Here is a 25,123-nt window from a genome sequence, read left to right as displayed (position 1 = left end):
GTGGCGGTCCTTTCACATCCGGAAGACGCCGTAGCCGTCCGCGCCCCGCACCGGCGCGCTGTGGATGGCGGACAGGCAGATGCCGAGCACCGTCCTGGTGTCCCGGGGGTCGATCACGCCGTCGTCGTAGAGCCGGCCGGACAGGAACGGGGCCAGCGACTCGGTTTCCACCTGCTCCTCCACCATCCGGCGCATGGCCTCGTCCTTGTCCTCGTCGTAGTCCTGGCCGCGAGCGGCGGCGGCCTGCCTGGCCACGATGGACAGCACGCCGGCGAGCTGCGCGGGCCCCATCACCGCCGACTTGGCGTTCGGCCAGCTGAACAGGAAGCGGGGGTCGTAGGCCCGGCCGCACATGCCGTAGTTGCCGGCGCCGTAGGAGGCGCCCATCACGATCGTCAGGTGCGGCACCCGGCTGTTCGCCACCGCGTTGATCATCATGGCGCCGTGCTTGATGATCCCGGCCTGCTCGTAGTCGGCGCCGACCATGTACCCGGTGGTGTTCTGCAGGAACAGCAGCGGGGTGTCACTTGCGTTCGCGAGCTGGATGAACTGGGTGGCCTTCTGCGACTCCTCGCTGAACAGCACGCCCCGCGCGTTGGCCAGGATGCCGATCGGGTAGCCGTGCACCGCGGCCCACCCGGTGGTCAGGCTGGTGCCGTAGCGGGGCTTGAACTCGTCGAACTCCGAGCCGTCCACGATCCGGGCGATCACCTCGCGCGGGTCGAACGGCACCCGCAGGTCGGCGGAGACGATGCCGAGCAGTTCCTCGGGGTCGTGCCGCGGCTCAGCGGGGTGGGCCGCGGGCGCCGGACCCTGCTTGCGCCAGTTCAGCCGGGCCACCACCCGCCGAGTCTGCCGCAGCGCGTCTACCTCGTCCTCGGCCAGGTAGTCGGCCAGGCCGGAGGTGCCGGCGTGCATCTCCGCGCCGCCGAGCGCCTCGTCGTCGGCCTCCTCGCCGGTGGCCATCTTCACTAGGGGTGGCCCGCCGAGGAACACCTTGGCGCGCTGCTTCACCATGATCGTGTAGTCGGACATGCCAGGCACGTAGGCGCCGCCCGCGGTGGCGTTGCCGAACACCGCGGTCACCGTGGGGATCCCGGCGGCGGACAGCCGGGTCAGGTCGCGGAACAGCCGGCCGCCGGGAATGAAGATCTCGCTCTGGGTGGCCAGGTCCGCGCCGCCGGACTCCACCAAGCTGATGACCGGCAGCCGGTTGGCCACCGCGATGTCGTTGGCGCGGAACGTCTTGCGCAGCGTCCACGGGTTGCTGGTGCCGCCGCGCACGGTGGGGTCGTTGGCGACGATCACGCATTCCACACCCTCGACCACGCCGATCCCGGTGACCACGCTGGCGCCGACCGGGAAGTCGGTGCCCCACGCGGCCAGCGGGGAGAGCTCCAGGAACGCCGAGTCCGGGTCGACCAGCAGCTCGATGCGTTCCCGGGCGAGCAGCTTGCCGCGATCGTGGTGGCGCCGCACGTACTTCTCGCCGCCGCCGGCAAGCGCCTTCGCCTGCTCCGCTGCCAACTCGGCCAGCCGGGCCCGCATCGCCGCCTCGTTCTCCCGGTACGCCGGCGAGTCGATGTCCACAGTGGACCTCAGTACCTGGCTCATCCGGTGAATCCCATCCGTCGCGCCGCCAACTCGGTGAGCACCTCGCTCGCCCCGCCGCCGATGCCGAGGATCCGCGCGTCCCGGTAGTGCCGCTCCACCTCGGTGTCCCGCAGGTAGCCGGCGCCGCCGTGCAGCTGGACGGCGGCGTCCACGACGAACGCGCAGGCGTCCACCGCGGCGTTCTTGGCCAGGCACACCTCGGCCACGCAGTCCTCGCCGGCCGCCACGCGGGTGGCCACGTCCCGGGTGTAGGTGCGGGCCAGATCGATCCGCTGCGCCATCTCCACCAGCCGGTGCCGCACCACCTGCCGGGACACCAGCGGCCGGCCGAAGGTCCGCCGCGCCCGCACCCAGCCGAGCGTGAGGTCGAGGCAGCGGGCCGCGGTGGCGTACGCCTGCACGGCCAGCGAGATCCGCTCCACCTGGAACTGCCGCATCAGCGCAGGGAAGCCCTCGTGCTCCGGACCGACCAGGTTGGCCGCCGGCACTCGGGCGTCTACATAGGACAGCTCGGCGGTGTCCGAGCAGTGCCAGCCCATCTTGGCGAGCCGGCGGGTGACGGTGAACCCTGGTGCGCCGCGCTCCACCACCAGCAGGCTGATCCCGGCGTGGCCGGGCGGCCCGGTGCGCACCGCGGTGGTGACCCAGTCGGCGCGGCAGCCGGACGTGATGAACGTCTTGGTACCGTTGATCACGTAGTGGTCACCGTCGCGGACCGCGGTGGTGCGGATCGCGGCCACGTCCGAGCCGCCGTCCGGTTCGGTGACCGCGAGCGCGCCGATCCGTTCGCCGGCCAGGGTGGGCCGGGCGAACCGGTCGATCAGGTCGGCGTTCCCGGAGTCGACGATGTGCGGCAGCGCGATGCCGTGCGTGAGCAGCCCGGCGACCAGCCCGGACGAGCCGCCGGCCTGGATCAGTTCCTCGGTGAGCACCACGGTGTCCAGCAGGTCGCCGCCGCAGCCGCCGACCGCCTCGGGGAAGCCGACGCCGAGCAGACCCACCTCGGCGGTGCGCCGGTGCAGCTCGCGGGGCAGTTCCCCGGCGCGTTCCCACTCCTCCAGGTGCGGGCGCACCTCACGCTCGACGAAGCGGCGCACGGTGGCCCGCAGCTGCCGGCGTTCCGGGGTGTCGAACACCGCGCCGATCACGGTTGACCGTCCAGAAGAGACACCGGAACGTCCACGTGCCGGGAACGCAGCCACTCGCCGAGCGCCTTGGCCTGCGGGTCGAACCGGGTGCTGGCCGCCACGCCGTCGCCGAGCAGCCCGTGGACGACGAAGTTGACCGCCCGGAGGTTGGGCAGCAGGTGCCGGTCGACGGCCAGCGGCGCGGTCTCCGGCAGCAGCACGCGCAGCCGGTCCACGGTCAGGTGGTGCACGAGCCAGCGGTAGGCGGGCTCGGACCGCACCCACACGCCCAGGTTGGCGTCGCCGCCCTTGTCCCCGGAGCGTGCCCCGGCCACCGCGCCGAGCGGTACCCACCTGGTCGGCCCGGCCGGCGGCGGCTCCGGCGGCGCCGTCTCCCGGCGCTGGACGTCCGCTGTGGACGGTGGCGGCGGAACGTCCACCAGGGAACCGTCCGGCAGCACGGCGACGTGCCGGACCTCCTGCTGCGGTACCCATCCGGCGGAGTACACGCCGAACGGCGAGCCGTCCGAGGGTGGTGCGGTGACGTGGAACCCCGGGTAGGAGGCCAGGGCCAGTTCGATCGCCGCCCGGGAGAACGCCTTGGCGCGCTGGGCGTCCGGGGTTCGGATGGTGGCGTGCAGCAGCGCGCTCGCGGTCTCCTCGGTGTCCGCGTCCTCGCGGTCCGTGCGGGCCAGCGTCCAGGTCAGCCCGCCCGGTCCGACGGCACCCTCGAGCTGACGGCGCACCAGCGCGGCCTTGGCGTCGAGGTCGAGTCCACAGAGGACGAACGTGGTGGCGTTGCGGTACCCGCCGAGGGTGTTCAGGCAGACCTTCAGCTCACCGGGCGGCGGTGCGCCGCGCACCCCGTCGACGCGGACCCGGTCCGGACCGTCGGGGCTGAGCCGGATCGTGTCGAACCGGGTGACCACGTCCGGGCCTGCGTAGTCGGGGCCGGCGATCTCGTAGAGCAGTTGGGCGGTGACCGTGTCCACGGTGACCGCCCCGCCAGTGCCGGCATGCTTGGTGATCACCGCGGAGCCGTCGGCGTGCACCTCGGCGACGGGGAACCCCGGGTGGCTGGCGTCGGCCAGTTCGCCGAAGAACGCGAAGTTGCCGCCGGTGGCGTGCGCCCCGCACTCCAGCACGTGCCCGGCCACGGTGGCGCCGGCCAGCGCGTCCCAGTCGTCCCGTCGCCAGCCGAAGTGCGCCGCGGCCGGGCCGACCGCCAGCGAGGCGTCGGTGACCCGCCCGGTGACCACCACGTCGGCGCCGCCGCGCAGGCACTCCGCGATGCCCCACGCGCCCAGGTACGCGTTGGCGGTCAGCGGTTCGCCGAGGCCCAGCTCTCCGGCACGCTCGCGGAGGTCGTCCCCGGTGACGTACCCGATCCGGGCGGGCACGCCGAGCCGGTCGGCCAGTTCGGTGAGCCTCGCGGCCAGGCCGGCGGGGTTGAGGCCGCCGGCGTTGGTCACCACCCGGACACCCCGGTCCCGCGCGAGCCCGAGGCATTCCTCCATCTGCCGCAGGAAGGTGCGGGCGTAGCCGGCGTCCGGGTCGCGCATCCGGTCCCGGCCGAGGATGAGCATGGTCAGCTCGGCGAGGTAGTCGCCGGTGAGCACGTCCAGCGGGCCGCCCTCGAGCATTTCGCGCACGGCGGCGAACCGGTCGCCGTAGAACCCGGAGGCGTTGCCGATCCGAAGTGGGGCAGGGGTCATCCGAACTGCCCCGCCTTCCGGCCGGCGCCGGCCGGGCCGGCGAACGCCTGCGCGATCGGCAGCCAGCGCCGGGCCAGCTCACCGACCGCGATTACGGCCAGGTCGTCGGGGTGCCGGCGCTGGGTGACCAGCAGGCAGAAGTCCAGCGCGGGTCCGGTCACCCGGTCCTCGGCGTCCTCCGGGCCCCAGGTCCACGGCTCGCCGCCGGGGCCGGTGAGCTCGACCCGCACCGGGCGGTCCGGCTCGGGCAGGCCGTGCAGCGCGAACGCGAACGCCATGGTGCGCACGCCCAGGTGGGCGACGTGCCGCAGCCGCGCGGTCGGCCGGCGGTGCGCGCCCAGCGCGTCGGCCACGTCCTGACCGTGCGCCCAGGTCTCCATCAGCCGAGCGGTGACCATGGACGGCGCGCTCATCGGCGGGCCGAACCAGGGCAGCCTGGTGCCGGGCGGCAGCGCGCGCAGCGCGTCCGCCAGCGCGGCGCGGCCGGTGCGCCAGCGGTCGAGCAGCTCGGCCGGCGGGTCCCCGGCGCCCTCCTCGGCGGTGCGCGACACCAGGTCGGGGTGGGTCATCGCGGCCTTGCGCACCTCGGCGAAGGCGGCGCCGTCCGTGGCGGCGAGCACCGCGACCCGGTCGGTCCAGGCCAGGTGCGCGATCTGGTGCGCGACGGTCCACCCCTCGGCCGGGGTCGGCGTGGCCCACGCCGGCGACTCCAGCCCGGCGACCAGGGCGTCCAGTTCGGCGCTCTCCTCGGCCAGGTCGTGCTGCAGGGCGGCGAGGTCCGTCATGGCTGGTCCCCCGTCCCGGGTTCACCCGCGCGCAGCGCCGCGTCCAGCATCGTCGCCCACTGGCGCACGATGCGCCCGCGCCGCCGGCTGTCATCGGTGAGCTGATTGGCGAGCGCGAGGCCACGGGCCAGGTCGAGCGTGGCCTGCACCGCCTCCCGCACCCCGGGCCGGCTCTCGTCCGCGCCGAGCAGTTCCACCGCGATCCGGTGGCACTCCCGGCCCACCCGCGCCTCGAGCGGCACGACGAGCCGCTTCAGTTCCGGGTCGGTGCGCGCGGCCACCCACAGCTCCAGCGCGGCGGTGAACAGGTCGCTGGCGAAGAAGTTGGCGATCAGCTCCACCACGGCGTTGGTCCGGTCGGCCGAGGAGTCGAACGCCGCGGCCCGTTCCCGCAGCTCGTGCGCGCTCTGCACGCCGACGTGCTCGACGGCCGCGGCGACCAGCTCGCCGCGGGTGCGGAAGTGGTGCAGCTGCGCGCCGCGGGAGACGCCGGCCCGCTCCGCGACCAACGTCGTCGTTGTGCCCGCCCAGCCCCGCTCGACCAGGCACTCCACCGTGGCCGTCATGAGCTTGCGTCTGGTCTCCCGGCTGCGGTCCACCTGCCGCTGCCTGGTCTCGGCCGCCATGCGGCCGAGTGTTCCGGACCACTAACAAACAGTCAAGACTGTTTGTTAGTGGGCTGGCGCGGTGGTCGCCACCCGGCCGGCCTCACCCCATCCGGGGAGCCAGGTGTGGCCCGGCCCGGCGCGGGGCACCCCACGTCCCGGAGGCGGCGGGCCCGGTGCGGTGTCCGTGCCGGCAGGCGACTCACGGGGGGACGGCGGATGACCGCGGTATGGGACCGGCCGGTGGCCATGCTCGGGCTGGGCGTGATGGGGGCCGGGCTCGCCGAGCGGCTGCTCGACTCGGGCACGTCCGTGCGGGTGTGGAATCGGTCGCCGGAGCGTGCCGCACCGCTTGGCGCGCGCGGCGCGGCGGTCGCCGCCACCCCGGTGGAGGCGGCCGCCGGCACCGGCGCGACGATCGTCGCGGTGGCCGACGGCGAGGCGCTGGACGGGGTGCTGCTCGGCCGGCACGGGGTGCTCGCCGACGGCGGCTATCCGGGCATCCTGCTGTGCGCGAGCACGGTCTCCCCGGATGACGTCCCGGAACTGGCCCGGCGCGCGTCCGGCGTGCTGGACGTCGGCATGATGGGCAACCGCGAGCACGCCCGCGCCGGGCAACTCCGGCTCTACGTGGGCGGTGACGCATCGGTGCTCGCCGCCGCCCGGCCGCTGCTGGACCTGCTCGGCAAGCAGGTCGTGCACGTCGGTCCGCTGGGCACCGGGATGCGGCTGAAGCTGCTGCTCAACCTGCTGATGGGGGTGGAACTGCAGGCCATGGCCGAGGCCACCGAACTCGGCGTGGCCGGGGGGCTGGATCGCCAGGTGGTGCTCGACGCGATCGCGCACAGCGGGTTCGCCGCGCCGGTGATGGCGTTCAAGGCGAGCCGGCTGGCCAGCGCGCGGTTCGGTGACCCCGACTTCCGGCTCCGGCTGATGGCCAAGGACCTGGCGCTGGCCGTGGCGCAGGCGGCCGGCGCGGGGCTGCGCCTGCCGGTGACCGAGGCGGCCAGCCGGACCCACCAGGCCGCGGTGGACCGTGGCTACGGCGACGACGACTGCGCCGCGGTGATCCGGATGGTCGGCGCGGCCGAGGCGGTCGGCGAGCGGTGAGGCGTGGGGCGGCACGGGGAGCATCCGGCACGTGAGGGGGTCCGCGTGGATCTGAATCTCGACCGCCGCCGCGCCCTGGTGACCGGCGGCACCCGGGGCATCGGCCGGGCGATCGTCCTGGCGCTCGCCGGCCAGGGCGTCGACATCGTGACCTGCCACCGCCGCGACGGCGACGCGGCGGCGAGCCTGGAGCGGGAGCTGAAGGAGACCGGGGTCGCGCACCTGGTGACGCAGGCGGACCTCCGCCGCGAGGAGGAGGTGGCGCGGCTCGCCGAGCAGTGCCGGTCCGCGCTCGGCGGCCTGGACATCATCGTCAACAACGCGGGCGCGACCGGCCGCGCGCCGATCGAGCGGCTGCCGACCGACGAGTGGCGCCGGCTGCTGGACACCAACCTCACCGCGCCCTTCCTCGTGCTGCACCACTGCGCGCCGCTGCTCGCCGACGGCGCGTCGGTGGTGAACATCGGGTCGGGGCTGGCCGAGACCGGCGCGCCGGCGCAGGCGCACTACGCCGCCGCCAAGGCCGGCCTGATCGGGCTGACCCGGTCCGCGGCGCGCGAACTCGGCCGGCGCCGCGTCCGGGTCAACGCGATCAGCTGCGGCCTGGTGGACACCGACATGGCCGGGCTGACCGAGGAACGCCGGGGCATGTATGCCGCGCGCGCCGCGCTCGGCCGGGTGGGTGAGCCCGAGGAGATCGCCGGCGTGGTGCTGTTCCTGGTCAGCGACCTGGCCAGCTTCGTCTCCGGCGCCGTGGTGCCCGCCAACGGCGGCGCCTGAGGACGGGGCCCGGCTCACAGCAGGGTGAGCTGCTCCTGGTCGACGCGCACCGGTCCGGGTGTGCCCGAGGGCAGGCTGCCGTCCGGCCAGGTGTCCCCGGTATCCCGGTCGGCGCGGTCCAGCCCGTGCCGGCGCAGCAACCGGCTCACCCGACCGGACAGCCAGCGCCGGTAGCCCTTGTCGACGTAGCTGCCCCGGGCGTACAGCTCGCGGTAGCGCGGCACCAGTGCGGGATGCTCCCGGCGCAGCCAGGCGGCGAACCACTCCCGGGTGCCCGGCCGCAGGTGCAGCGGCAGCACCGTCACGCCGGTGGCCCCAGCATCGGCCACCGCGGCGAGCAGGGCGTCGAGATCCTCCTCGCCGTCGGTCAACCCGGGCAGCACGGGCGCGATGAACACGCCGCAGTCCAGGCCGGCCGCACGGATCCGGCGCACCAGCTCCAGCCGGGCCTGCGGGCTGGGCGTGCCCGGCTCCACGCTGCGTTGCAGGTCCCGGTCCAGCAGCGCGATGGACACCCCCATGCCCACCGAAACGTCCCTGCTGACCTCGGCGAGCAGCGGCACGTCCCGCATTGCCACGGTGCCCTTGGTGAGGATCGAGAACGGGGTGCCGGAGGTGGCCAGCGCCCGGATGATCCCCGGCATCAGCCGGTACCGCCCCTCGGCCCGCTGGTACGGGTCCGGTGTTGGTGCCCATGGCGACGTGCTCCCGGGCCCAGCGCGGGGAGCGGAGCTGCGCGGTGAGCACCTCCACCGCATTGACCTTCACCACCACCTGGCTGTCGAAGTCCCTACCCGCGTCGAAATCCAGGTACGTGTGGCTGTTGCGGGCGAAGCAGTAAACGCACCCATGACCGCATCCGCGGAAAGTGTTGACCGTCCAGCGGAAGGGCATCGGGGACGAGCCGGGGACGCGGTTGAGCACGGAACGGGCCCGCACCTCGTGGAAGGTGACCCCGTCGAACTCCGGTGTGCGCACCGTGCGCACCAGCCCGGGCAGCCCGAGCAGGGCGGGCTCGTCGTCCCGGTCCGTCCGCTGACCGTCCCATCGCACGCCCTCATTCGAACACCAGTTCGAGGTCTGGTCAAGTGTGACTCCGCGGCGGTGAGCCGTCAGGATGTGCGGGTGCACAGCGACCCCGCCAGCCGCCCGCGGAACGCTCCGCAGCACGGGCACGGCCACCGGCACTCGCCGGCCCCACCGGCATCCCGCCGGGTGCGCCGGCTGCTCGTCGTGCTGCTGCTGCCGTGCGCGCTGGCCGCCGTGGCCGGCGCGCTGCTGCTCTACCCGTGGGGCAAGCGCCCGACCGCCAATTCCGACCTGGCCCACCAGGTGCCGGTGAAGGGCGACGTCATCGCGGTCGTCACCGGCGGCTGCACACCGGGGGCCAGTTCGCACGTCGGCGCGCCGACCGGCCCGCCGGCCGACACGGCCAACGCCGACCCGCAGGGCAAGCAGTGCCTGCTGGTGACCGTGCAGATGACCGATGGCGTGGCCGCCGGGCAGAGCGTCACCGAACCGGTGCCGATCGAGCCGAGCACCCCGCGCTTCTCCGTCGGCGACCACGTGGTGCTCGCCTACAACGGCAGCAACCCCGGCAGCCCGGACTCCTACGAGATCGTCGACTTCCAGCGCGGCGTTCCGCTGGTGGCGCTGGCGCTGCTGTTCGCGCTCGCCGTGCTGGTGCTCGGCCGCTGGCAGGGCCTGGCCGCGCTGGGGGCCCTGGTGCTGAGTTTCCTGGTGCTGGTGTTCTTCGTGCTGCCGGCCATCCTGGCCGGCCACGACCCGGTGCTGGTCGCCGTGGTCGGTGCCGGACTGATCATGTTCGCGGTGCTCTACCTGACCCACGGGTTGTCCGCCCGAACCTCCACCGCGGTGCTCGGCACGCTGGTCAGCCTCGCGCTGATCGGCGCGCTGGGCGTGGCGTTCTCGGCGGTGGCCAAGCTGACCGGGCTGGACGAGGACACCGCGAACCTCATCGCGGTGCTCGGCCACGGGGTGGACAGCCGCGGCCTGCTGCTCGCCGGCGTGGTGATCGGCGCGCTCGGTGTGCTGGACGACGTCACGGTCACCCAGACCAGCGCGGTGTGGGAGTTGCGCCGGGCCAACCCCGCCCTGGGCTGGCGGCAGCTCTACGCGGCGGGCCTGCGCATCGGCAGGGACCACGTCGCCTCGGCGGTGAACACGCTGGTCATGGCCTACGCCGGCGCGGCGCTGCCGGTGCTGCTGGCCTACTCGGTCTCCGGCCGCGGCTTCGGCGACGTGGTGAGCGTGCAGGCGGTGGCCCAGGAGGTGATGCGCACCCTGGTCGGCAGCATCGGCCTGGTCGCCTCGGTGCCCATCACCACGGTGCTGGCCGCGCTGGTGGCCAGCCACGAGCGCATCGAACCCGCCGACGAGGAACCCGACGAGGAACCCGACGAGGACACCGCCGATCAGGGCGACCCCGTCCCGGCGGAGCCGGACGGCGCCGCCGAGCCGGCCGCCTCGGTCGCCCGCACCGCCCCGGCGAACCCGCCGACCGCGCGCGGCCAGCGGCCGGAGCGCGCGCCGGCGGGCACCGAACGGAGGATCGGAGCGGCCGCGACCTCCTGGACCCGCCGGGACACCGGCTCCTGGGAGTGGCCGGACGCCCGCGAACGGTCCCGAGCACGGCCGGATGTCGGCGGACCTGCCCGAGCGCGGCCGGAGGCCGGGCCACCCACCGGTGCCCCACCCCGACCTGACGCCGACCCGGCCGTGTCGCGCACCCGGCGGGTCGGGGGCGACACCAGCGCGTGGCACGCCGGCGAGGGCACCCGCCCGGGACCGCAGGACCACCGGGTGTGGCCGCCGGAGCCACCGTCACCCGGGGACGAGGCTCCCCGGCACGCGGAGACGCCGCCCCGCCAAACCGGACCGGCCACTCCGCCGTCCTGGGACCGGCGCACCGCCCCCGGTCCCGGTGAACCGGGTGACGGTCGGCCGACCCCCGGCGGGCGACCCGGCGGGACCCTACGAGGGCGCCTGGCGCCCGACGAGTTCGACGCCCCGCGCTGGCCCCGGGAACCCTCGGAGGAGATCGCGGCGCACCACTGGCCCCCGGAGCCGCCGGAGGACCGGCCGGAGCCCGGCCCGCCGCGGCGGCACCGCTACCGCGAGCCGTAGGACGGCGCGGCCCCACGGAACGCGGAGCGCCGGGACGGACCTCGGCCGAGCCACCGGCGCCGCGGGCCGCCGATCAGTCGAGGGTGGCGACGAACCGGGACACGGCGTCCGGGTGCAGCCGCTGAGCGAGGCGACCGGCCGGCGCCAGGGAGGCCAGCCGGTACAGCGGGCGGTCGCCCAGCGACTCGCCGCGCGCCTCCGCCCGCAGCTCGGCCACCAGCAGCTCGGAGAGCACCAGGCCGCGGGCGTCGCCGGTGCCGGCCAACGCGTCGGCCAGCCGGCGCAGCGGCAGGATGCCCAGCGCCCGCCCGCCTGATCCGGCGTACATGGCCAGCGCCACGTTCACCGTCTTTCCCCTGGGTGGCCCCCCGGCAAGCAGGCCGACCGTGCGGCTGCCGCGCATGTCGGTAACCAGCAGGTCGAGCCGGTCGGCCTGGTGCAGGTCCACCACCCGGCTGCCGAACGCGCGCACCGTGACCACACTGCCGGCCAGCCAGCTCCGCCGCCGTGCCTCGCCCCAGGCGAGCAGCAGCAGCGGTACCGCGACCACCGCGGCGGCCAGCACGCCCGCGACCCGGCCGCCGAGCAACCCGACCAGCCCGCCAAACGCGGCGGCCACGATCAGCCCGCCCGCGCCGACCAACCGGGCCCGCCGGTGCAGCGTGGCCGCGTCGAGCAGGTCCAGTGGTACCCGGTCGTCGGGCTCGCCGGGCGCCGCGCCGCTCACCGGCCGAGCGCTTCCCGCACCGCGGTGACCACGCCCTCCAGGGCGACGGTCCGCTGCTCCCCGCTGGCCAGCTCCTTGAGCTGCACCGCCCCGGCGTCCAGGTCCCGGTCGCCGAGCACCAGCGCGTACCGGGCGCCGGACCGGTCGGCCGCCTTCATCGCGCCCTTGAGCCCCTTGCCGCCGTAGGCGAGGTCCACCCGTACCCCGGCGGCGCGCAGCTCACCGGCCACCGCGACCAGCCGCGCCTTGGCCACCTCACCGAGCGGCACGCAGAACACCTGGCACCGGGCCTCATCGCCGACCATCAGGCCCTCGGCCTCACAGGCGAGCAGGATGCGGTCCAGGCCGAGCCCGAACCCGACCCCGGACAGCGGCTGGCCACCCAGCTCGGCCATCAGCCCGTCGTAGCGGCCGCCACCGCCGATGCCGGACTGCGCGCCCAGGCCGTCGTGCACGAACTCGAACGTGGTCTTGGTGTAGTAGTCCAGCCCGCGCACCAGCCGCGGGTTCTCGGTGAACTTCACCCCGAGGTCGTTGAGGAACCCCTTGACCTGCTCGTAGTTCTCCCGGCACTCGGCCGAGAGGTGGTCCACCATCAGCGGCGCGTCGGTGAGCATCTCCCGCACCGCGGGCCGCTTGTCGTCCAGCACCCGCAGCGGGTTCAGCTCGGCGCGCGCCCGGGTCTCGGTGTCCAGCGGCAGGTCGCGCAGGAACTCCTGCAGCCGCTCCCGGTAGCCGGGCCGGCAGGTGGCGTCGCCCAGCGAGGTGATCTCCAGCCGGTAGCCGGTCAGCCCGAGGGCCCGGAAGCCGGCGTCCGCGATGGCGATCACCTCGGCGTCCAGCGCCGGGTCGTCCACCCCGATGGCCTCCACGCCGAGCTGCTGCAACTGGCGGTAGCGGCCGGCCTGCGGGCGCTCGTAGCGGAAGAACGGGCCGGCGTAGCACAGCTTCACCGGGAGCTGGCCGCGGTCCAGGCCGTGCTCGATCACCGAGCGGACCACGCCGGCGGTGCCCTCCGGGCGCAGCGTGACCGACCGGCCGCCGCGGTCGGCGAAGGTGTACATCTCCTTGGACACCACGTCGGTGGACTCGCCCACGCCGCGGGCGAACAGCGTGGTGTCCTCGAAGATCGGCAGCTCGATGTAGCCGTAGCCGGCCCGGCGGACCGCCTCGGCCAGCGTCTCGCGGACCGCCAGGAACGCCGCCGAGCGCGGCGGGTAGTACTCCGGGATGCCCTTGGGGGCGTTGAACGTGCTCATCGCCGGTTACGTCACAGTCCTCGGTGTGGGGCGGCCGGCGCGCCCGTTCCGCGCTGCAGCTCCAGCAGGAACGGGTTGCTCGCGCGCTCCCGGCCGATGGTCGTGGTCGGTCCGTGGCCGGGCAGTACGACGGTGTCATCGTCCAACGGCAACACCTTCTCGCGCAGCGTCACCAGCATGCGTGCGTGGTCGCCGCCCGGCAGGTCGGTGCGCCCGATCGACCCGGCGAAGAGGGTGTCCCCGGACAGCATGATCCGTCCGCCCTCCTCGGTGCCGGCGCTGAAGCACACCGACCCGCCGGTATGGCCCGGCGTGTGGTCGACGGTCAGGGTGAGCCCGGCCAGGTCCAGGTCGGCGCGGTCGGTGAGCTCGCGCACCTCGGCCGGCTCCCGCATGGCCAGCCTGCCGCCGAAGAACGCCGCGGTCTCCGGGCTGATCCCCTTCAGCGGGTCGGCCAGCAGGTCGCGGTCGTCCGGGTGAATCCAGGCGGGCACGTCGTGGCCGTCACACACCGGCGCCACGGAGAACACGTGGTCGAAATGACCGTGCGTGAGCAGCACGGCGACCGGAGACAGCCGGTGCTTGCGCAGCGCCTCGGTGATCGGCTCGACGGCGTCCTGGCCTGGGTCGACGATGACGCACGCCTCCCCCTCACCCGTGGCCAGCAGGTAGCAGTTGGCCTGCAGGGCCCCGACGGGGAACCCGACGACAAGCACGCGCGAACCTCCGCTCCCGCAGGAATGGTTGGTGGGCAGAAGGACCTTGCTCCAGCGTAGCGGGGTGCACCCTCACCGCGGTCACACCCCACGCCTCTAAACTTCGCCCAGCTACGAGTGTGCGATCTCGGGGAGTCATCACGTGCCGAGCAACGAGCAGCGCCGCGAGGCGGCCAAGCGGAAGCTGGAACGCCAGCTCGCCCGGCGGGCGGAACGGGCCCGACGGCGCCGGCTGATCGGCGTGGTCGGCACGGTCGTGGTGGTGGTCGTGGCGGTCGGCGGCATCTACTTCCTGACCACGCAGGGTCACGGCGACAGCAGCGCGGCGGCCACGCCGACGCCCTCCCCGAGCACCGCCCCGTCGGCGCAGACCACCGGCGGCCCGTGCAAGTACACCGCGACGCCTGATGAGCCCGCCGCCAAGCCGGTGGGCTTGCCGGACGACCCGAACCCGACACCGAACCAGGGCACCGTGGCGGTCACCCTGAAGACCAACCAGGGCGACATCCCGATCACGCTGGACCGGGCCGAGGCCCCGTGCACGGTGCAGAACTTCGCGCACCTGGTGCAGGCGAAGTTCTACGACGGCAGCCCCTGCCACCGCCTGACCACGGCGGACGCGCTGAAGGTGCTGCAGTGCGGCGACCCGACCGGCAAGGGCACCGGCGGCCCCGGGTACACGATCAAGGACGAGAAGCCGACCACCCTCAAGGCCTCACCGAAGGGCCAGGGCTCGACCTACCCGCGCGGCGTGCTCGCCATGGCCAACACCGGCCAGCCGAACAGCGGCGGCAGCCAGTTCTTCATGGTGTACGCGGACTCCACGCTGCCGCCCGACTACACCGTCTTCGGCACCATCTCGCCGCAGGGCCTGCAGGTGCTCGACAGGATCGCCGCGGCGGGTGACGACGGATCCAACGGCCAGGGTGACGGCAAGCCCAAGCTGCCGGTGACCGTCCAGCAGGCCGCCATGGCGGCCCCCTGACGCGGGTCAGGACGCCGAGGTCACCCGGTAGACGTCGTACACGCCTTCGACGTTGCGCACCGCCTTGAGCACGTGACCCAGGTGCTTCGGGTCACCCATCTCGAAGGTGAACCGGCTGACCGCCACCCGGTCGCGGGACGTGGTCACCGACGCGGACAGGATGTTCACCCGCTCGTCGGCGAGCACCTTGGTGACATCGGAGAGCAGCCGGTGCCGGTCCAGCGCCTCCACCTGGATGGCGACCAGGAACACCGAGGACGACGACGGCGCCCACTCCACGTCCACCAGCCGCTCGGGGGAGGCCCGCAGGTCATCGGCGTTGGTGCAGTCGGTGCGGTGCACGCTGACCCCGCCGCCGCGGGTGACGAAGCCGAGGATGTCGTCGCCGGGCACCGGGGTGCAGCAGCGGGCCAGCTTGACCCACACGTCGCCGGCGTCCCTGACGACCACGCCCACGTCACCGGAGCCGCGCCGCCGGGTGATGGTGGACGGGGTGGCGCGCTCGGCCAGCTCGTCCTCGGCGTGCTCCACCCCGCCGAGCAGCGCGACCAGCCGCTGGACCACGTGCCGCGCGCCCACATGCGCCTCGCCGACGGCGGCGTAGAGCGCGCTGACGTCCGGGTAGCGCAGCTCGCGGGACAGCGCGGCCATCGAGTCCGCGGAGACCAGCCGCTGCAGCGGCAGGCCGACCCGGCGGACCTCCTTGGCGATGGCCTCCTTGCCGGCCTCGATCGCCTCCTCCCGCCGCTCCTTGGCGAACCACTGCTTGATCTTCGTCTTGGCCCGCGGCGAGGCGACGAAGGACAGCCAGTCCCGACTCGGGCCGGCGCCCTCCGCCTTGGACGTGAAGATCTCGACGACCTCGCCGTTCTCCAGCTTCCGTTCCAGCGCGACCAGCCGGCCGTTGACCCGCGCACCGATGCAGCGGTGCCCCACCTCGGTGTGCACCGCGTAGGCGAAGTCGACCGGGGTGGACCCGGCCGGGAGGGTGATCACGTCGCCCTTGGGGGTGAAGACGAAGATCTCCCGGGTGGCCAGGTCGTAGCGCAGCGACTCGAGGAACTCGCCCGGGTCGGCGGCCTCCCGCTGCCAGTCCAGCAGCTGCCGCATCCAGGCCATCTCGTCGACCTCGACGGCCTTGCCGTTGTGCGTGCCCCGGGTCTCCTTGTAACGCCAGTGCGCGGCGATGCCGTACTCGGCGGTGCGGTGCATCTCGTGCGTGCGGATCTGCACCTCGAGCGGCTTGCCGTCCGGGCCGATCACCGTGGTGTGCAACGACTGGTAGACGCCGAACCGGGGCTGGGCGATGTAGTCCTTGAACCGGCCGGGCATCGGCTGCCACAGCGCGTGCACCACCCCCATGGCGGCGTAGCAGTCGCGCACCTCGTCCACCAGGATGCGCACCCCGACCAGGTCGTGGATGTCGTCGAAGTCCCGGCCGCGGACGATCATCTTCTGGTGGATCGAGTAGTAGTGCTTGGGCCGGCCCTCGACCCGGGCGACGATCCGGGCCTCCTCGAGCTGCGCGGACAGCTCGGCGACGACCTTGCGCAGGTAGATGTCCCGGGACGGGGCGCGGTTGGCGACCAGCCGGACGATCTCGTCGTACTTCTTCGGCTGCAGGATGGCGAACGCCAGGTCCTCCAGCTCCCACTTGACCGTGGCCATGCCCAGCCGGTGCGCCAGCGGGGCGAGCACCTCCAGCGTCTCCCGCGCCTTGCGGGCCTGCTTCTCCGGCGGCAGGAAACGCATGGTGCGCATGTTGTGCAGCCGGTCGGCGAGCTTGATCACCAGCACCCGGGGGTCGCGGGCCATGGCGATGACCATCTTGCGGATGGTCTCCGCCTCCGCGGCGGCGCCCAGCTTGACCTTGTCCAGCTTGGTGACGCCGTCCACGAGGTGCGCCACCTCGTCGCCGAAGTCCTCGCGCAGCCGCTCCAGCGAGTAGTCGGTGTCCTCCACCGTGTCGTGCAGCAGGGCGGCCATCAGCGTGGTGGTGTCCATGCCCAGCTCGGCGAGGATGGTGGCGACCGCTAGCGGGTGGGTGATGTACGGGTCGCCGGACTTGCGCCGCTGGTCGCGGTGCTTCTCCTCGGCCACGTCGTAGGCGTGCTGCAGCAGCGCCAGGTCGGCCTTGGGGTGCAGCTCGCGGTGCACCGCGGCGAGCGGTTCGAGCACCTGCTTCACCGGCGCCGCGCGCTGCGCGGTGATCCGGCGCGCCAGGCGTGCCCGTACCCGCCGTGTCGCCGATGGCGGTCGCGGGCTCAGCGGCGGTGTGGCCGCCGCGGGTTCGACATCCTGGCTCACCCACGCTCCCGGACTGTTGCGTTACGCGTTCGGTCCGGGCCGTGTCATCCGACCCGGATACCGAGAATAACGCCGTACGGGTGTCCCGCCTTCCGGTGGGGACGAACGTACCGGTTCCCGCGGTGAACAGCGTCACCCCGTTCGGTACACCCGATCACGGGGTCCGGCGACTGGGAACGGTTCAGCGCCTGGTCCCGCGCTCGTGGTCACGGAACGTGCCGTCAGACGGTGAGCAGGGTGCGCACGTCCCGGTCGGCCAGCCGGTCGCGGCCGCCCAGCCCGGCGAGTTCCAGGACCACGGACACCGCGGCCACCTCGCCGCCGACGTGCTCGACCAGTTCGCAGGCGGCCCGCACGGTGCCGCCGGTGGCCAGCACGTCGTCCACCACGACCACCCGCTGGCCGGGCGCCACGATCTGGTCAGACAACTCGAAGGTGGCCGAGCCGTACTCCAGCGCGTAGTCGACCCGGTGCGCGACCATCGGCAGCTTGCCCGGCTTGCGCACCGCGACCACGCCGAGGTTGCGGGCGTAGCCGACCGCGGCGCCGAGCAGGAAGCCCCGCGCCTCCAGGGCGACCACCAGGTCGACCCGGTCGGGCACGGTGCCGGCGAGCGCGTCGACCACGGTACGGAACGCGGCAGCGTCGGCCAGCAGCGGGCCGATGTCCCGGAACAGCACGCCCGGTTCGGGAAAGTCCGGGATCTCCCGGATCAGCGCGAACGCGGCGGCCAGGTCGGCGGACGCGGGCCGCGACGTGCCGGTCGCCGCCTCCTGCCGCCCGGTCATCGCCGCCTCTTGCCGCTGGGTCGGGCGCTCTTGCCGGTCGGCCGGCCGCGGCGGGCCGGCCCCGACTTGCCGGTGCGCGCGGGCACGCTGGCCGCCGCGGCGAGTGCCCTCTCCCGGCGCAGTTCGGCGGCGAGCGCCTCGTCGTCGGTGGACTCGACGTCCTCGTCGCCCTCGGCCTGCGCGGCGCTGCGCCGGGCGGCGTTCGCCCGGCGGGCCAGCACCCGCTCGGCCTGCTGCTGGTACGCCGGCTCCCGCATCTTCAGGTCCACCAGCAGTGGGGTGGCCAGGAAGATCGACGACAGGGTGCCCGCGAGCAGACCGGTGAGCTGCACCAGGGCCAGGTCCTGCAGGGTGCCGACGCCGAGCAGGCCGACACCGACCACGAGCAGGCCGAGCACCGGCAGCAGCGCGATGAGTGAGGTGTTGATCGACCGCATCAGCGTCTGGTTGAGCGCCAGGTTCGCCGCCTCCGCGTAGGTGCGCCTGGTCAGGCCGAGCAGGCCGCGGGTGTTCTCCCGGACCTTGTCGAACACCACGACCGTGTCATAGAGGGAGAACCCGAGGATGGTCAGCAGACCAATCACGGTGGCCGGGGTGACCTCGAACCCGGCGATCGAGTAGACACCCGCGGTCACCAGCACGTCGTGCACCAGCGCGACCAGCGCGGCCACCGCCATCCACTTCTCGAAGTAGAGCGCGATGAACGCGGTGACCAGCACCAGGAACACCGCCAGCGCGATGATCGCCTTCTGGGTGATCTCCCCGCCCCAGGACGCGCTCACCGCGCTGTCGCTGATCACCTGCGGGTTGGGCTTTCCGCTGGCGTCCTTCGGCTGCAGGTCCCTGTACAGCGCGTCCTTGACGGTGGCGGTCTGCTGGATGGTCAGCGTCTTGGACCGGATCTGGATGCTCGCCGTGCCGCCGGTTCCCACGCTCTGCACCGACGACGGCGGGCTGCCCAGCGCCCTGGTGAAGGTGGACTCCACCTGTTGGGTGCTGATGGCGCCATTGGCGCCCTGGGTCGGCATCTGGATGGTGGTGCCGCCGGAGAAGTCGATGCCGAAGGTGAACCCGCGGAACGCGATCGACAGCACGCAGACCGCCACCAGCAGCCCGAAGAACACGTAGAGCCGCCGGCGCTTGCCGACGATGTCGAACGCGCCGGTGCCGGTGTAGAGGCGGGTGAGCAGGCCCGCCGGGCGCTGGCCGCGGGCCGAGGGCGCGGTGGGGGTGTCGGGGGTCGACACGTCAGACCTCCTTCACGGCGGCGGCGCCGGTCGCCCTGCCCGCCGCGCGTTTCGCGGCGGCGAGGCGTTGTACGGCGCCGAGCCCGGAGAACCTCGGGCTGGACAGCTTCTTGTTCCGCGACGCGAACACCACCAGCGGGTGCGTCACCAGGAACACCACCAGCAGGTCCAGCACGGTGGACATGCCGAGGGTGAACGCGAAGCCCCGCACCTGGCCGACGGCGAGCACGTACAGCACCGCCGAAGCCAGGAAGCTCACCGCGTCGGCGGAGAGGATCGTGCGCCGCGCCCGCACCCAGGCCCTCGGCACCGCGGAGCGGAACGTGCGGCCCTCGCGCACCTCGTCCTTGAGCCGCTCGAAGAACACCACGAACGAGTCCGCGGTGATACCGATGGCCACGATGAAGCCGGCGATGCCGGCCAGATCCAGGGTGAACCCGATCCACCGGCCGAGCAGCACCAGCACCGCGTAGACGGTGATGCCGGACAGCGCCAGCGAGAGCACGGTCAGCACGCCCAGCGCCCGGTAGTAGAACAGGCAGTACACGACCACCAGGGCGAGGCCGATCGCGCCGGCGAGCAGGCCGGCCTTGAGCGAGGCCAAGCCCAGCGTGGCCGACACGGTCTGGGCGTCGGACTGGTCGAACGACAGCGGCAGCGACCCGTAGTTCAGCACGTTCGCCAACTGCTGCGCCTGGGTCTGGTTGAACTGGCCGCTGATCATCGTGTTGCCGCCGAGGATCGGCTCGTTGATCGACGGCGCCGAGACGACCTGCGTGTCCAGCACGAACGCGGCCCGCTGGCCGACGTTGGCCGAGGTGAAGTCGGCCCAGGTCTTGGTGCCGGCCGGCTTGAAGTTGAGGTTCACCACGTAACCCGCGCCCTGCGGGTTCGGCCCGGCCGAGGCGTTGCCGATCTCCTCACCCTTGAGGAACACCTTGTCCAGGACGTACTTCTCCTTGCCGTCCTGGGAGCAGGTGACCAGCGGCAGGTTCGGGTCGTCGTTGCCGGCCAGCGGATCCCGGTGGCCCGGCCCGCAGTTCAGCAGGGCCAGCGCCTGCGCCTGCACCTGCTGGTCGGTGCTCTGCCGCAGCGCCTTGGCCTGCTGGATCTCCTGGGCGACCCGCGGGTCCACCGACTGGTCGCCGCCCGGGGTGGGGGTGGGCGTCGGTGTCGGCGGCGCGGGCGACGGCGCGGCCTGCCCGGCCGCCTGCGGCACGGTGAGGTCGCCGTTCCCGCTGGGTGCCGGCATGCCCTGGGGCGGCCGGGACGGCGCCACCGAGGGCTGCTGCCCGCCGGCCGGGGGCGCGCTGGGCGGGGGCGAGTTCGGCGCGGACGGTTTGGCCGGCGGTGGGGTGGCCGGCGCCTGCTGCACCGGTTCGGCGTCGATCACCTTGCGGAAGCCCAGCTTCGCGGTCTGCCCGAGGCTCCTCGCCTCGTCGCCTCGGGCGCCGGGCACGGTGATGACCACGTTGTTGCCGTTGAGCACCACCTCGGCCCCGCTCACGCCGAGGCCGTTGACGCGCGCCTCGATGATCTGCCGGGCCTGGTCCAGCGACTGCTGCGGCGGCGGCTTGCCGTCCGGAGACCGCGCGGTCAGGGTGACTTGGGTGCCGCCCTGCAGGTCGATGCCCAGCTTGGGGGTCGGCTTCCCGCCTCCGGTGAAGAACACCAGGGCGTACAGCACGACCACGATCAGGGCAAAAACCGCGAGGTAGCGTCCTGGGCGGATCTGCCCGGCCGGTGGTGCCACGGTCGGTCGGTCTCCTCAAACCTTCGTTCTCTTCGGCGCCGCCACCGGCGGGTCGCGATGGCAGCGGAACGCCCCCACCCGAGCACATCGAGTGGGCGGGGGCGCAGCGTACTCCGCACCGTGTGAGGCGCGTGTCGCTTCCCTGAGCAAGTCGCCGGTCAATCAGGCGACCGGGTTACCGCACTGGTCTTCAGCCGCGGTGCTTCTCGTGCTCCAGGGGGGCGGCGACCTTCGGCTCGTCGGCGCGGTCGGCGGTGGTGTGCTGCTCGGCCACGTCGGCGGCGGGCTCCTGCTCGTCGTCCTCGGCGACGGCGGTGTCCTGGTCCGCGCCGGTGTCCCGGACCCGCTCCCGCACGGCCGCGCGCAGCCAGGTGGTCGTCACGCCCGGAGCGATCTCGAGGTCGAGGGTGTCATCGTCCGACGTGTCCACCACGGTGGCGTACAGGCCGGACGTGGTCATCACCCGGTCCCCGGGCTCCAGCGACTTCTGCAGTTGCTGCATCTCGTGCATGGATCGCTTCTGCTTGCGGGCGCTGAGGAACAGCGGCAGCGCAAGCGCGATGATCAGCAGCGGGAAGAGCAGGGACGAAAAGTTCATCGTTCTCCGATCGGCGGGACGCCGCCTTTGTTACTTCGCTCTCGATCGTCCAATGGGTGGGAACCCTCATCCCTGAGTGTGCCAGGTATGTGTGGTTCCCGACGCGGCAGCCTACGACGTGGCGCGGAAAGCACCGAGGTCAGCGCACGCTGCGCAGCCGAGCCGTCACGTCCGGGTCACCGGCGTCATGCGTCGAACAGGGTTGGCGCCGGATCGCCGAGCGTCTGCGCCGGCGGCTCCAGGCCCAGATGGTGCCATGCCGCGGCGGTGGCCACCCGGCCGCGCGGGGTGCGGGCCAGCATGCCGGCCCGCACCAGGTACGGCTCGCACACCTCCTCCACCGTGCTCGGTTCCTCGCCCACCGCGACGGCGAGGGTGGAGATGCCGACCGGGCCGCCGCCGAAGGTCCGCACCAGTGCGCCGAGCACCGCCCGGTCCAGCCGGTCCAGGCCCAACTCGTCCACGTCGTAGACCTCCAGCGCGGCCCGTGCCACCGGCAGGGTGACCGCGCCGTCCGCGCGCACCTCGGCGTAGTCCCGCACCCGGCGGAGCAGGCGGTTGGCGATCCTCGGGGTGCCCCGGGACCGGCCCGCGATCTCCGCGGCGCCGTCCGGCCGCAGTTCGACTCCGAGGATGGCGGCGGAGCGGCGGAGCACCTGCTCCAGTTCCTCCGCTGAGTAGAACTCCATGTGCGCGGTGAACCCGAACCGGTCGCGCAACGGCCCGGTCAGCGACCCGGACCGGGTGGTGGCGCCGACCAGGGTGAACGGGGCGATCTCCAGCGGGATGCTGGTGGCGCCTGGGCCCTTGCCGACCACCACGTCCACCCGGAAGTCCTCCATCGCCAGGTAGAGCATCTCCTCCGCGGGCCGGGCGATGCGGTGGATCTCGTCGATAAACAGCACGTCGCCCTCGACCAGGTTGGACAGCATGGCCGCGAGGTCGCCGGCCCGCTCCAGGGCGGGGCCGGAGGTGACCCGCAGCGCGCTGCCCAGCTCCGCGGCGATGATCATGGCGAGGCTGGTCTTGCCCAGCCCGGGCGGCCCGGACAGCAGCACGTGGTCCGGTGGCACGCCGCGGCGTCGGGCGCCCTCCAGCACCAGCTCCAGTTGCTCGCGCACCCTTGCCTGGCCGACGAAGTCGGCCAGCCGCTTCGGCCGCAGCGTGGCCTCCACGTCCCGCTCGGTGGGCACCGGGTGCGGGGACAGCACCACACCATCGCCGTCGTCGGTCCAGGCGTCCGCCTCGTGCACCGAGTGAACCCTCCTTACTGCCGCGAGACCCCGCCCGCCATGGCGGCCCGGCGCGCGCCGTGGTCACCTGGGTCGTCGCGGCCGGACACACGCATCGGGGAGCCTCCTCTACCGCTTGCGGCCGAGCGCGGCCAGCGCCCGCCGCAGCACGCTCGACGTGTCCCCGCCGCCGTCCTCGGCGAGCACCCGGTCCACCGCGGGCTCGGCCTGCTTGGCCGGGAAGCCGAGGCCGACCAGCGCCTCGACCACCGACTCGCGCACCGCGCCGCCGGGCCCGCCGGCCGCGTCCGCGGCGGCCACCGCGCCCACCTTGTCCCGCAACTCGATGACCAGCCGCTCGGCGCCCTTCTTGCCGATGCCCGGCACCTGGGTGAGCACCGACGTGTTGCCCTCGGCGAGCGCGGTGCGCAGCTTGTCCGGCTCGAGCACCGCGAGCATCGCGATGGCCAGCCTCGGCCCCACCCCGGACACGGTCTGCAGCAGCCCGAACAACTCGCGGGCGTCGACGTCGGCGAAACCGTAGAGGGTGAGCGAGTCCTCCCGGACCACCAGGGCGGTGTGCAGCCGGGCCTCCTCGCCGCGGCGCAACGTGGCCAGCGTGGCCGGGGTGGTGCACACGGCGAGGCCGACCCCGCCGACCTCGATCACCGCGTGGTCCAGCCCCACCGACAGCACCGGGCCACGCACCGACGAGATCACCCGGACGCACCTCCCTCCACGCTCCGCCGCGCTCCCCGCACCGGTGCCCTGGTGCCGCCGGCCGTGCGGGCGCGCCGCGCCGACGCCAGCCGGGCTCGGTGGTTGCGGGCCAGCGCGGCGGCGGTGGCCTCCGCCTCGGCCAGCCGGTCGCGCATCGGCGCCCGCCAGAGGTGGCAAATGGCCAGGGCGAGCGCGTCGGCCGCGTCCGCCGGCCGGGGTGTCTCCGCCAGCCGCAGTAACCGGGTGACCATGACGGCGACCTGGGTCTTGTCCGCCCGGCCGGACCCGGTGACCGCGGCCTTGACCTCGCTCGGCGTGTGGAACGCGACGGGCAGCCCGCGCCGCGCCGCGCCCAGCGCCACCACCCCGCCGGCCTGCGCGGTGCCCATCACGGTGCGCACGTTGTGCTGGGTGAACACCCGCTCCACGGCGACCACGTCCGGCCGGTGCCGGTCGCAGAACTCCTCCAGCGCGTCGGCCAGCCGGAGCAGGCGGCTGGCCACGTCGAGATCGGCCGGGGTGCGGACCACGTCGACCGCGACGCAGTGGACCGCTCGCCCCGAGCCGCCGTCCACCACGCCGAGCCCGCAGCGGGTCAGCCCCGGGTCCACGCCGAGCACCCGCACGCCACATGCCTCCCGCACGCCGAACATCCGTTCGAGCGCGAGGCTACCGGCTGCCGCCGACGCTTCCGGCACCGACGCGCGGAACCGACCCTCCCGTGGAGCCGATCTCGATAAATTCCGGGCATGACCACCTACCACCTCGCCCAGGTGAACATCGCGCTCCCGCTCGAACCTCTCGAGTCGGCCCGCCTTGCGGACTTCGTCGCCGCGCTTGACCCGGTCAACGCCCGGGCGGACGCCGCCCCCGGCTTCGTGTGGCGGCTGCGCACCGAGGACGGCAACGCCACCGCCGTGCGCGGCTTCGGCGACGACCGGATCATCGTCAACATGTCGGTGTGGCGGTCGCTGGAGGCGCTGGCCGACTTCGTCTACCGCGACCAGGGCCACCTCGCCGTGCTGCGCCGCCGCCGGGAGTGGTTCCCGCCGCTGCGGGAGGCGGTCACCGCGCTGTGGTGGGTGCCGGCCGGCCACCGCCCCACCGTCACTGAGGCCGAGGAACGGCTGGGGCATCTGCGGAGGCACGGCCCGACGCCGCACGCCTTCACATTCCGCGACGCGTTTCCCGCTCCTGGCGCCGCGCTCCCCGTCGAAGCCGCCGACGACTGGCGCTGCCCCGCCGGCTGAGCGAGTCCGCGGAACCGCATGCCGGGGTGACCGTCGGTTGTGGACCGGGGCACCCCGGCGCCGCCGGCCGGCTCGCCCGGACGGATCAGGGACCGCCGATGCCCGGCGCCCAACTCTCCGGCAGGCCGCTCTGGGTGAGCACCGGCTGCCACTCGGCGAACCCCTCGGGGGCGTCCGGGTGCCACGGCCAGTGGCCGTCCGGGGTGGGCACGATGAGCTGCAGCGCGGGAAAGTCACCCTTGCGGTAGATCAGGAATGCGCCGCCGAAGAACTCCAGGTAGTGCCCCTTGGCCACGCGCTCCACAGTGATCGGCACGTCCTGGAAGATGCCGTGGTAGAGCTTGCCCGGCAGGAAACGCTCACCGCCTCGGGCCCGGCTGACGTAGGCGGCGAGCAGTACCCCAGCCATCTCCGCCGGTAGGCCGACCACCACCGCCTCGGCCACGCCGAACCGCCGCCACGCGCCGACGGTGAACGAGTACGGGGCACCCTGGTCGTCCTCGGCGACGTGCACGACGGCGTGGCCGTGCTCCTCGATGTCCCGCAACAGCTCTCGCCGAAGCCGCTCGTGCTCCGCGCTCAGTCCCTGCGTCGTCGCCACGGCGTCCCAAACTCTTCCCTCGAAGTCGGTCGATCACCCGTCCCCGCGGCCGGCCTG

At 73.6% G+C, this 25,123-nt stretch carries 24 protein-coding genes; 6 read left to right on the top strand and 18 right to left on the bottom strand.

Features of this window, described 5'->3' with window-relative positions:
• Positions 1–12: 12 nt before the first annotated feature.
• The 5 genes from FFT21_RS02255 to FFT21_RS02235 are packed head-to-tail and all read right to left on the bottom strand — an operon-like array spanning position 13 to position 5,867.
• Positions 13–1,614 carry an acyl-CoA carboxylase subunit beta gene (locus FFT21_RS02255; protein WP_137812043.1) on the bottom strand — a complete coding sequence of 534 codons (1,602 nt, stop codon included), beginning with the start codon at positions 1,612–1,614 and terminating at the stop codon, positions 13–15.
• A complete protein-coding gene (locus FFT21_RS02250) occupies positions 1,611–2,759 on the bottom strand; it encodes an acyl-CoA dehydrogenase family protein (protein ID WP_137812309.1) in 1,149 nt (382 codons plus the stop codon). Before FFT21_RS02250 ends, FFT21_RS02255 begins: the two co-directional genes overlap by 4 nt.
• On the bottom strand, positions 2,759–4,456 hold the full coding sequence (locus FFT21_RS02245) for an acyclic terpene utilization AtuA family protein (protein ID WP_137812042.1): 1,698 nt from the start codon (positions 4,454–4,456) through the stop codon (positions 2,759–2,761). The genes FFT21_RS02250 and FFT21_RS02245 overlap by 1 nt, the downstream gene beginning before the upstream one ends.
• The gene (locus FFT21_RS02240) at positions 4,453–5,241 is read right to left on the bottom strand and encodes a TIGR03084 family metal-binding protein (protein WP_137812041.1); all 789 of its coding nucleotides are present in this window, start codon (positions 5,239–5,241) and stop codon (positions 4,453–4,455) included. The genes FFT21_RS02245 and FFT21_RS02240 overlap by 4 nt, the downstream gene beginning before the upstream one ends.
• Positions 5,238–5,867 carry a TetR/AcrR family transcriptional regulator gene (locus FFT21_RS02235; RefSeq protein WP_137812040.1) on the bottom strand — a complete coding sequence of 210 codons (630 nt, stop codon included), beginning with the start codon at positions 5,865–5,867 and terminating at the stop codon, positions 5,238–5,240. The genes FFT21_RS02240 and FFT21_RS02235 overlap by 4 nt, the downstream gene beginning before the upstream one ends.
• Before the next feature lie 198 nt (positions 5,868–6,065).
• Between FFT21_RS02235 and FFT21_RS02230 the strand changes: the two genes are divergently transcribed.
• A complete protein-coding gene (locus tag FFT21_RS02230; protein ID WP_137812039.1) occupies positions 6,066–6,956 on the top strand; it encodes an NAD(P)-dependent oxidoreductase in 891 nt (296 codons plus the stop codon).
• Positions 6,957–7,001: 45 nt separating this feature from the next.
• Complete coding sequence (locus FFT21_RS02225; protein ID WP_137812038.1) at positions 7,002–7,736, top strand: SDR family NAD(P)-dependent oxidoreductase; 735 nt, start codon at positions 7,002–7,004, stop codon at positions 7,734–7,736.
• Positions 7,737–7,750: 14 nt separating this feature from the next.
• On the opposite strand, the gene FFT21_RS29510 is transcribed toward FFT21_RS02225, so the two are convergent.
• A complete protein-coding gene (locus tag FFT21_RS29510; protein ID WP_225978038.1) occupies positions 7,751–8,380 on the bottom strand; it encodes a radical SAM family protein in 630 nt (209 codons plus the stop codon).
• Positions 8,381–8,607: 227 nt separating this feature from the next.
• Here FFT21_RS29510 and FFT21_RS29505 point away from each other — a divergent pair, with 227 nt between their 5' ends.
• Together FFT21_RS29505 and FFT21_RS30635 are read left to right on the top strand one after the other, a co-directional pair.
• Positions 8,608–8,775: a hypothetical protein gene (locus tag FFT21_RS29505; RefSeq protein WP_225978037.1), complete on the top strand. Its 168-nt coding sequence runs from the start codon at positions 8,608–8,610 to the stop codon at positions 8,773–8,775.
• Positions 8,776–8,861: 86 nt separating this feature from the next.
• A complete protein-coding gene (locus FFT21_RS30635) occupies positions 8,862–10,883 on the top strand; it encodes a YibE/F family protein (protein ID WP_371856697.1) in 2,022 nt (673 codons plus the stop codon).
• A 73-nt stretch (positions 10,884–10,956) separates the two neighbouring features.
• On the opposite strand, the gene FFT21_RS02210 is transcribed toward FFT21_RS30635, so the two are convergent.
• From FFT21_RS02210 to FFT21_RS02200, 3 genes are read right to left on the bottom strand one after another with little or no spacing between them, the layout of a single operon-like run.
• On the bottom strand, positions 10,957–11,610 hold the full coding sequence (locus FFT21_RS02210; protein ID WP_137812037.1) for a hypothetical protein: 654 nt from the start codon (positions 11,608–11,610) through the stop codon (positions 10,957–10,959).
• Positions 11,607–12,869, bottom strand: coding sequence for a histidine--tRNA ligase (gene hisS / locus FFT21_RS02205; protein ID WP_137812036.1), 1,263 nt, complete (start codon positions 12,867–12,869; stop codon positions 11,607–11,609). Before hisS ends, FFT21_RS02210 begins: the two co-directional genes overlap by 4 nt.
• 11 nt (positions 12,870–12,880) lie before the next feature.
• Positions 12,881–13,585, bottom strand: a complete 705-nt coding sequence (locus FFT21_RS02200) for an MBL fold metallo-hydrolase (protein WP_137812035.1) — start codon at positions 13,583–13,585, stop codon at positions 12,881–12,883.
• Between the two features lie 142 nt (positions 13,586–13,727).
• On the opposite strand from FFT21_RS02200, the gene FFT21_RS02195 reads away from it, so the two are divergent.
• A complete protein-coding gene (locus tag FFT21_RS02195) occupies positions 13,728–14,570 on the top strand; it encodes a peptidylprolyl isomerase (RefSeq protein ID WP_137812034.1) in 843 nt (280 codons plus the stop codon).
• 6 nt (positions 14,571–14,576) lie between these two features.
• Here the strand turns inward: FFT21_RS02195 and FFT21_RS02190 are convergent, their stop codons facing one another.
• The 8 genes from FFT21_RS02190 to ruvC all read right to left on the bottom strand — a co-directional run bounded on the left by FFT21_RS02190 (position 14,577) and on the right by ruvC (position 23,841).
• Positions 14,577–16,877 (bottom strand): RelA/SpoT family protein, encoded by a 2,301-nt coding sequence (locus FFT21_RS02190; protein WP_137812033.1) that lies wholly within the window; start codon positions 16,875–16,877, stop codon positions 14,577–14,579.
• A gap of 221 nt (positions 16,878–17,098) precedes the next feature.
• Positions 17,099–17,665 (bottom strand): adenine phosphoribosyltransferase, encoded by a 567-nt coding sequence (locus FFT21_RS02185; RefSeq protein WP_137812032.1) that lies wholly within the window; start codon positions 17,663–17,665, stop codon positions 17,099–17,101.
• Complete coding sequence (secF, locus tag FFT21_RS02180) at positions 17,662–18,912, bottom strand: protein translocase subunit SecF (RefSeq protein ID WP_137812031.1); 1,251 nt, start codon at positions 18,910–18,912, stop codon at positions 17,662–17,664. The genes FFT21_RS02185 and secF overlap by 4 nt, the downstream gene beginning before the upstream one ends.
• 1 nt (position 18,913) lies before the next feature.
• Complete coding sequence (gene secD / locus FFT21_RS02175; RefSeq protein ID WP_137812030.1) at positions 18,914–20,665, bottom strand: protein translocase subunit SecD; 1,752 nt, start codon at positions 20,663–20,665, stop codon at positions 18,914–18,916.
• Between the two features lie 190 nt (positions 20,666–20,855).
• The gene (yajC, locus tag FFT21_RS02170) at positions 20,856–21,263 is read right to left on the bottom strand and encodes a preprotein translocase subunit YajC (RefSeq protein WP_137812029.1); all 408 of its coding nucleotides are present in this window, start codon (positions 21,261–21,263) and stop codon (positions 20,856–20,858) included.
• Between the two features lie 185 nt (positions 21,264–21,448).
• Positions 21,449–22,477: a Holliday junction branch migration DNA helicase RuvB gene (gene ruvB / locus FFT21_RS02165; RefSeq protein WP_225978071.1), complete on the bottom strand. Its 1,029-nt coding sequence runs from the start codon at positions 22,475–22,477 to the stop codon at positions 21,449–21,451.
• A gap of 147 nt (positions 22,478–22,624) precedes the next feature.
• Positions 22,625–23,215, bottom strand: coding sequence for a Holliday junction branch migration protein RuvA (ruvA, locus tag FFT21_RS02160; protein WP_137812027.1), 591 nt, complete (start codon positions 23,213–23,215; stop codon positions 22,625–22,627).
• Positions 23,212–23,841, bottom strand: coding sequence for a crossover junction endodeoxyribonuclease RuvC (gene ruvC, locus FFT21_RS02155; protein ID WP_192909373.1), 630 nt, complete (start codon positions 23,839–23,841; stop codon positions 23,212–23,214). The genes ruvA and ruvC overlap by 4 nt, the downstream gene beginning before the upstream one ends.
• A 123-nt stretch (positions 23,842–23,964) precedes the next feature.
• Between ruvC and FFT21_RS02150 the strand changes: the two genes are divergently transcribed.
• Positions 23,965–24,465 (top strand): DUF3291 domain-containing protein, encoded by a 501-nt coding sequence (locus FFT21_RS02150; RefSeq protein WP_137812025.1) that lies wholly within the window; start codon positions 23,965–23,967, stop codon positions 24,463–24,465.
• A gap of 85 nt (positions 24,466–24,550) precedes the next feature.
• Here the strand turns inward: FFT21_RS02150 and FFT21_RS02145 are convergent, their stop codons facing one another.
• On the bottom strand, positions 24,551–25,066 hold the full coding sequence (locus FFT21_RS02145) for a DUF4262 domain-containing protein (protein ID WP_137812024.1): 516 nt from the start codon (positions 25,064–25,066) through the stop codon (positions 24,551–24,553).
• Positions 25,067–25,123 lie beyond the last annotated feature (57 nt).

Source organism: Gandjariella thermophila (genome assembly GCF_005405885.1).
Taxonomy (GTDB): Bacteria; Actinomycetota; Actinomycetes; order Mycobacteriales; family Pseudonocardiaceae; genus Gandjariella; species Gandjariella thermophila.
This window is presented reverse-complemented; position numbering and strand designations above follow the sequence as displayed.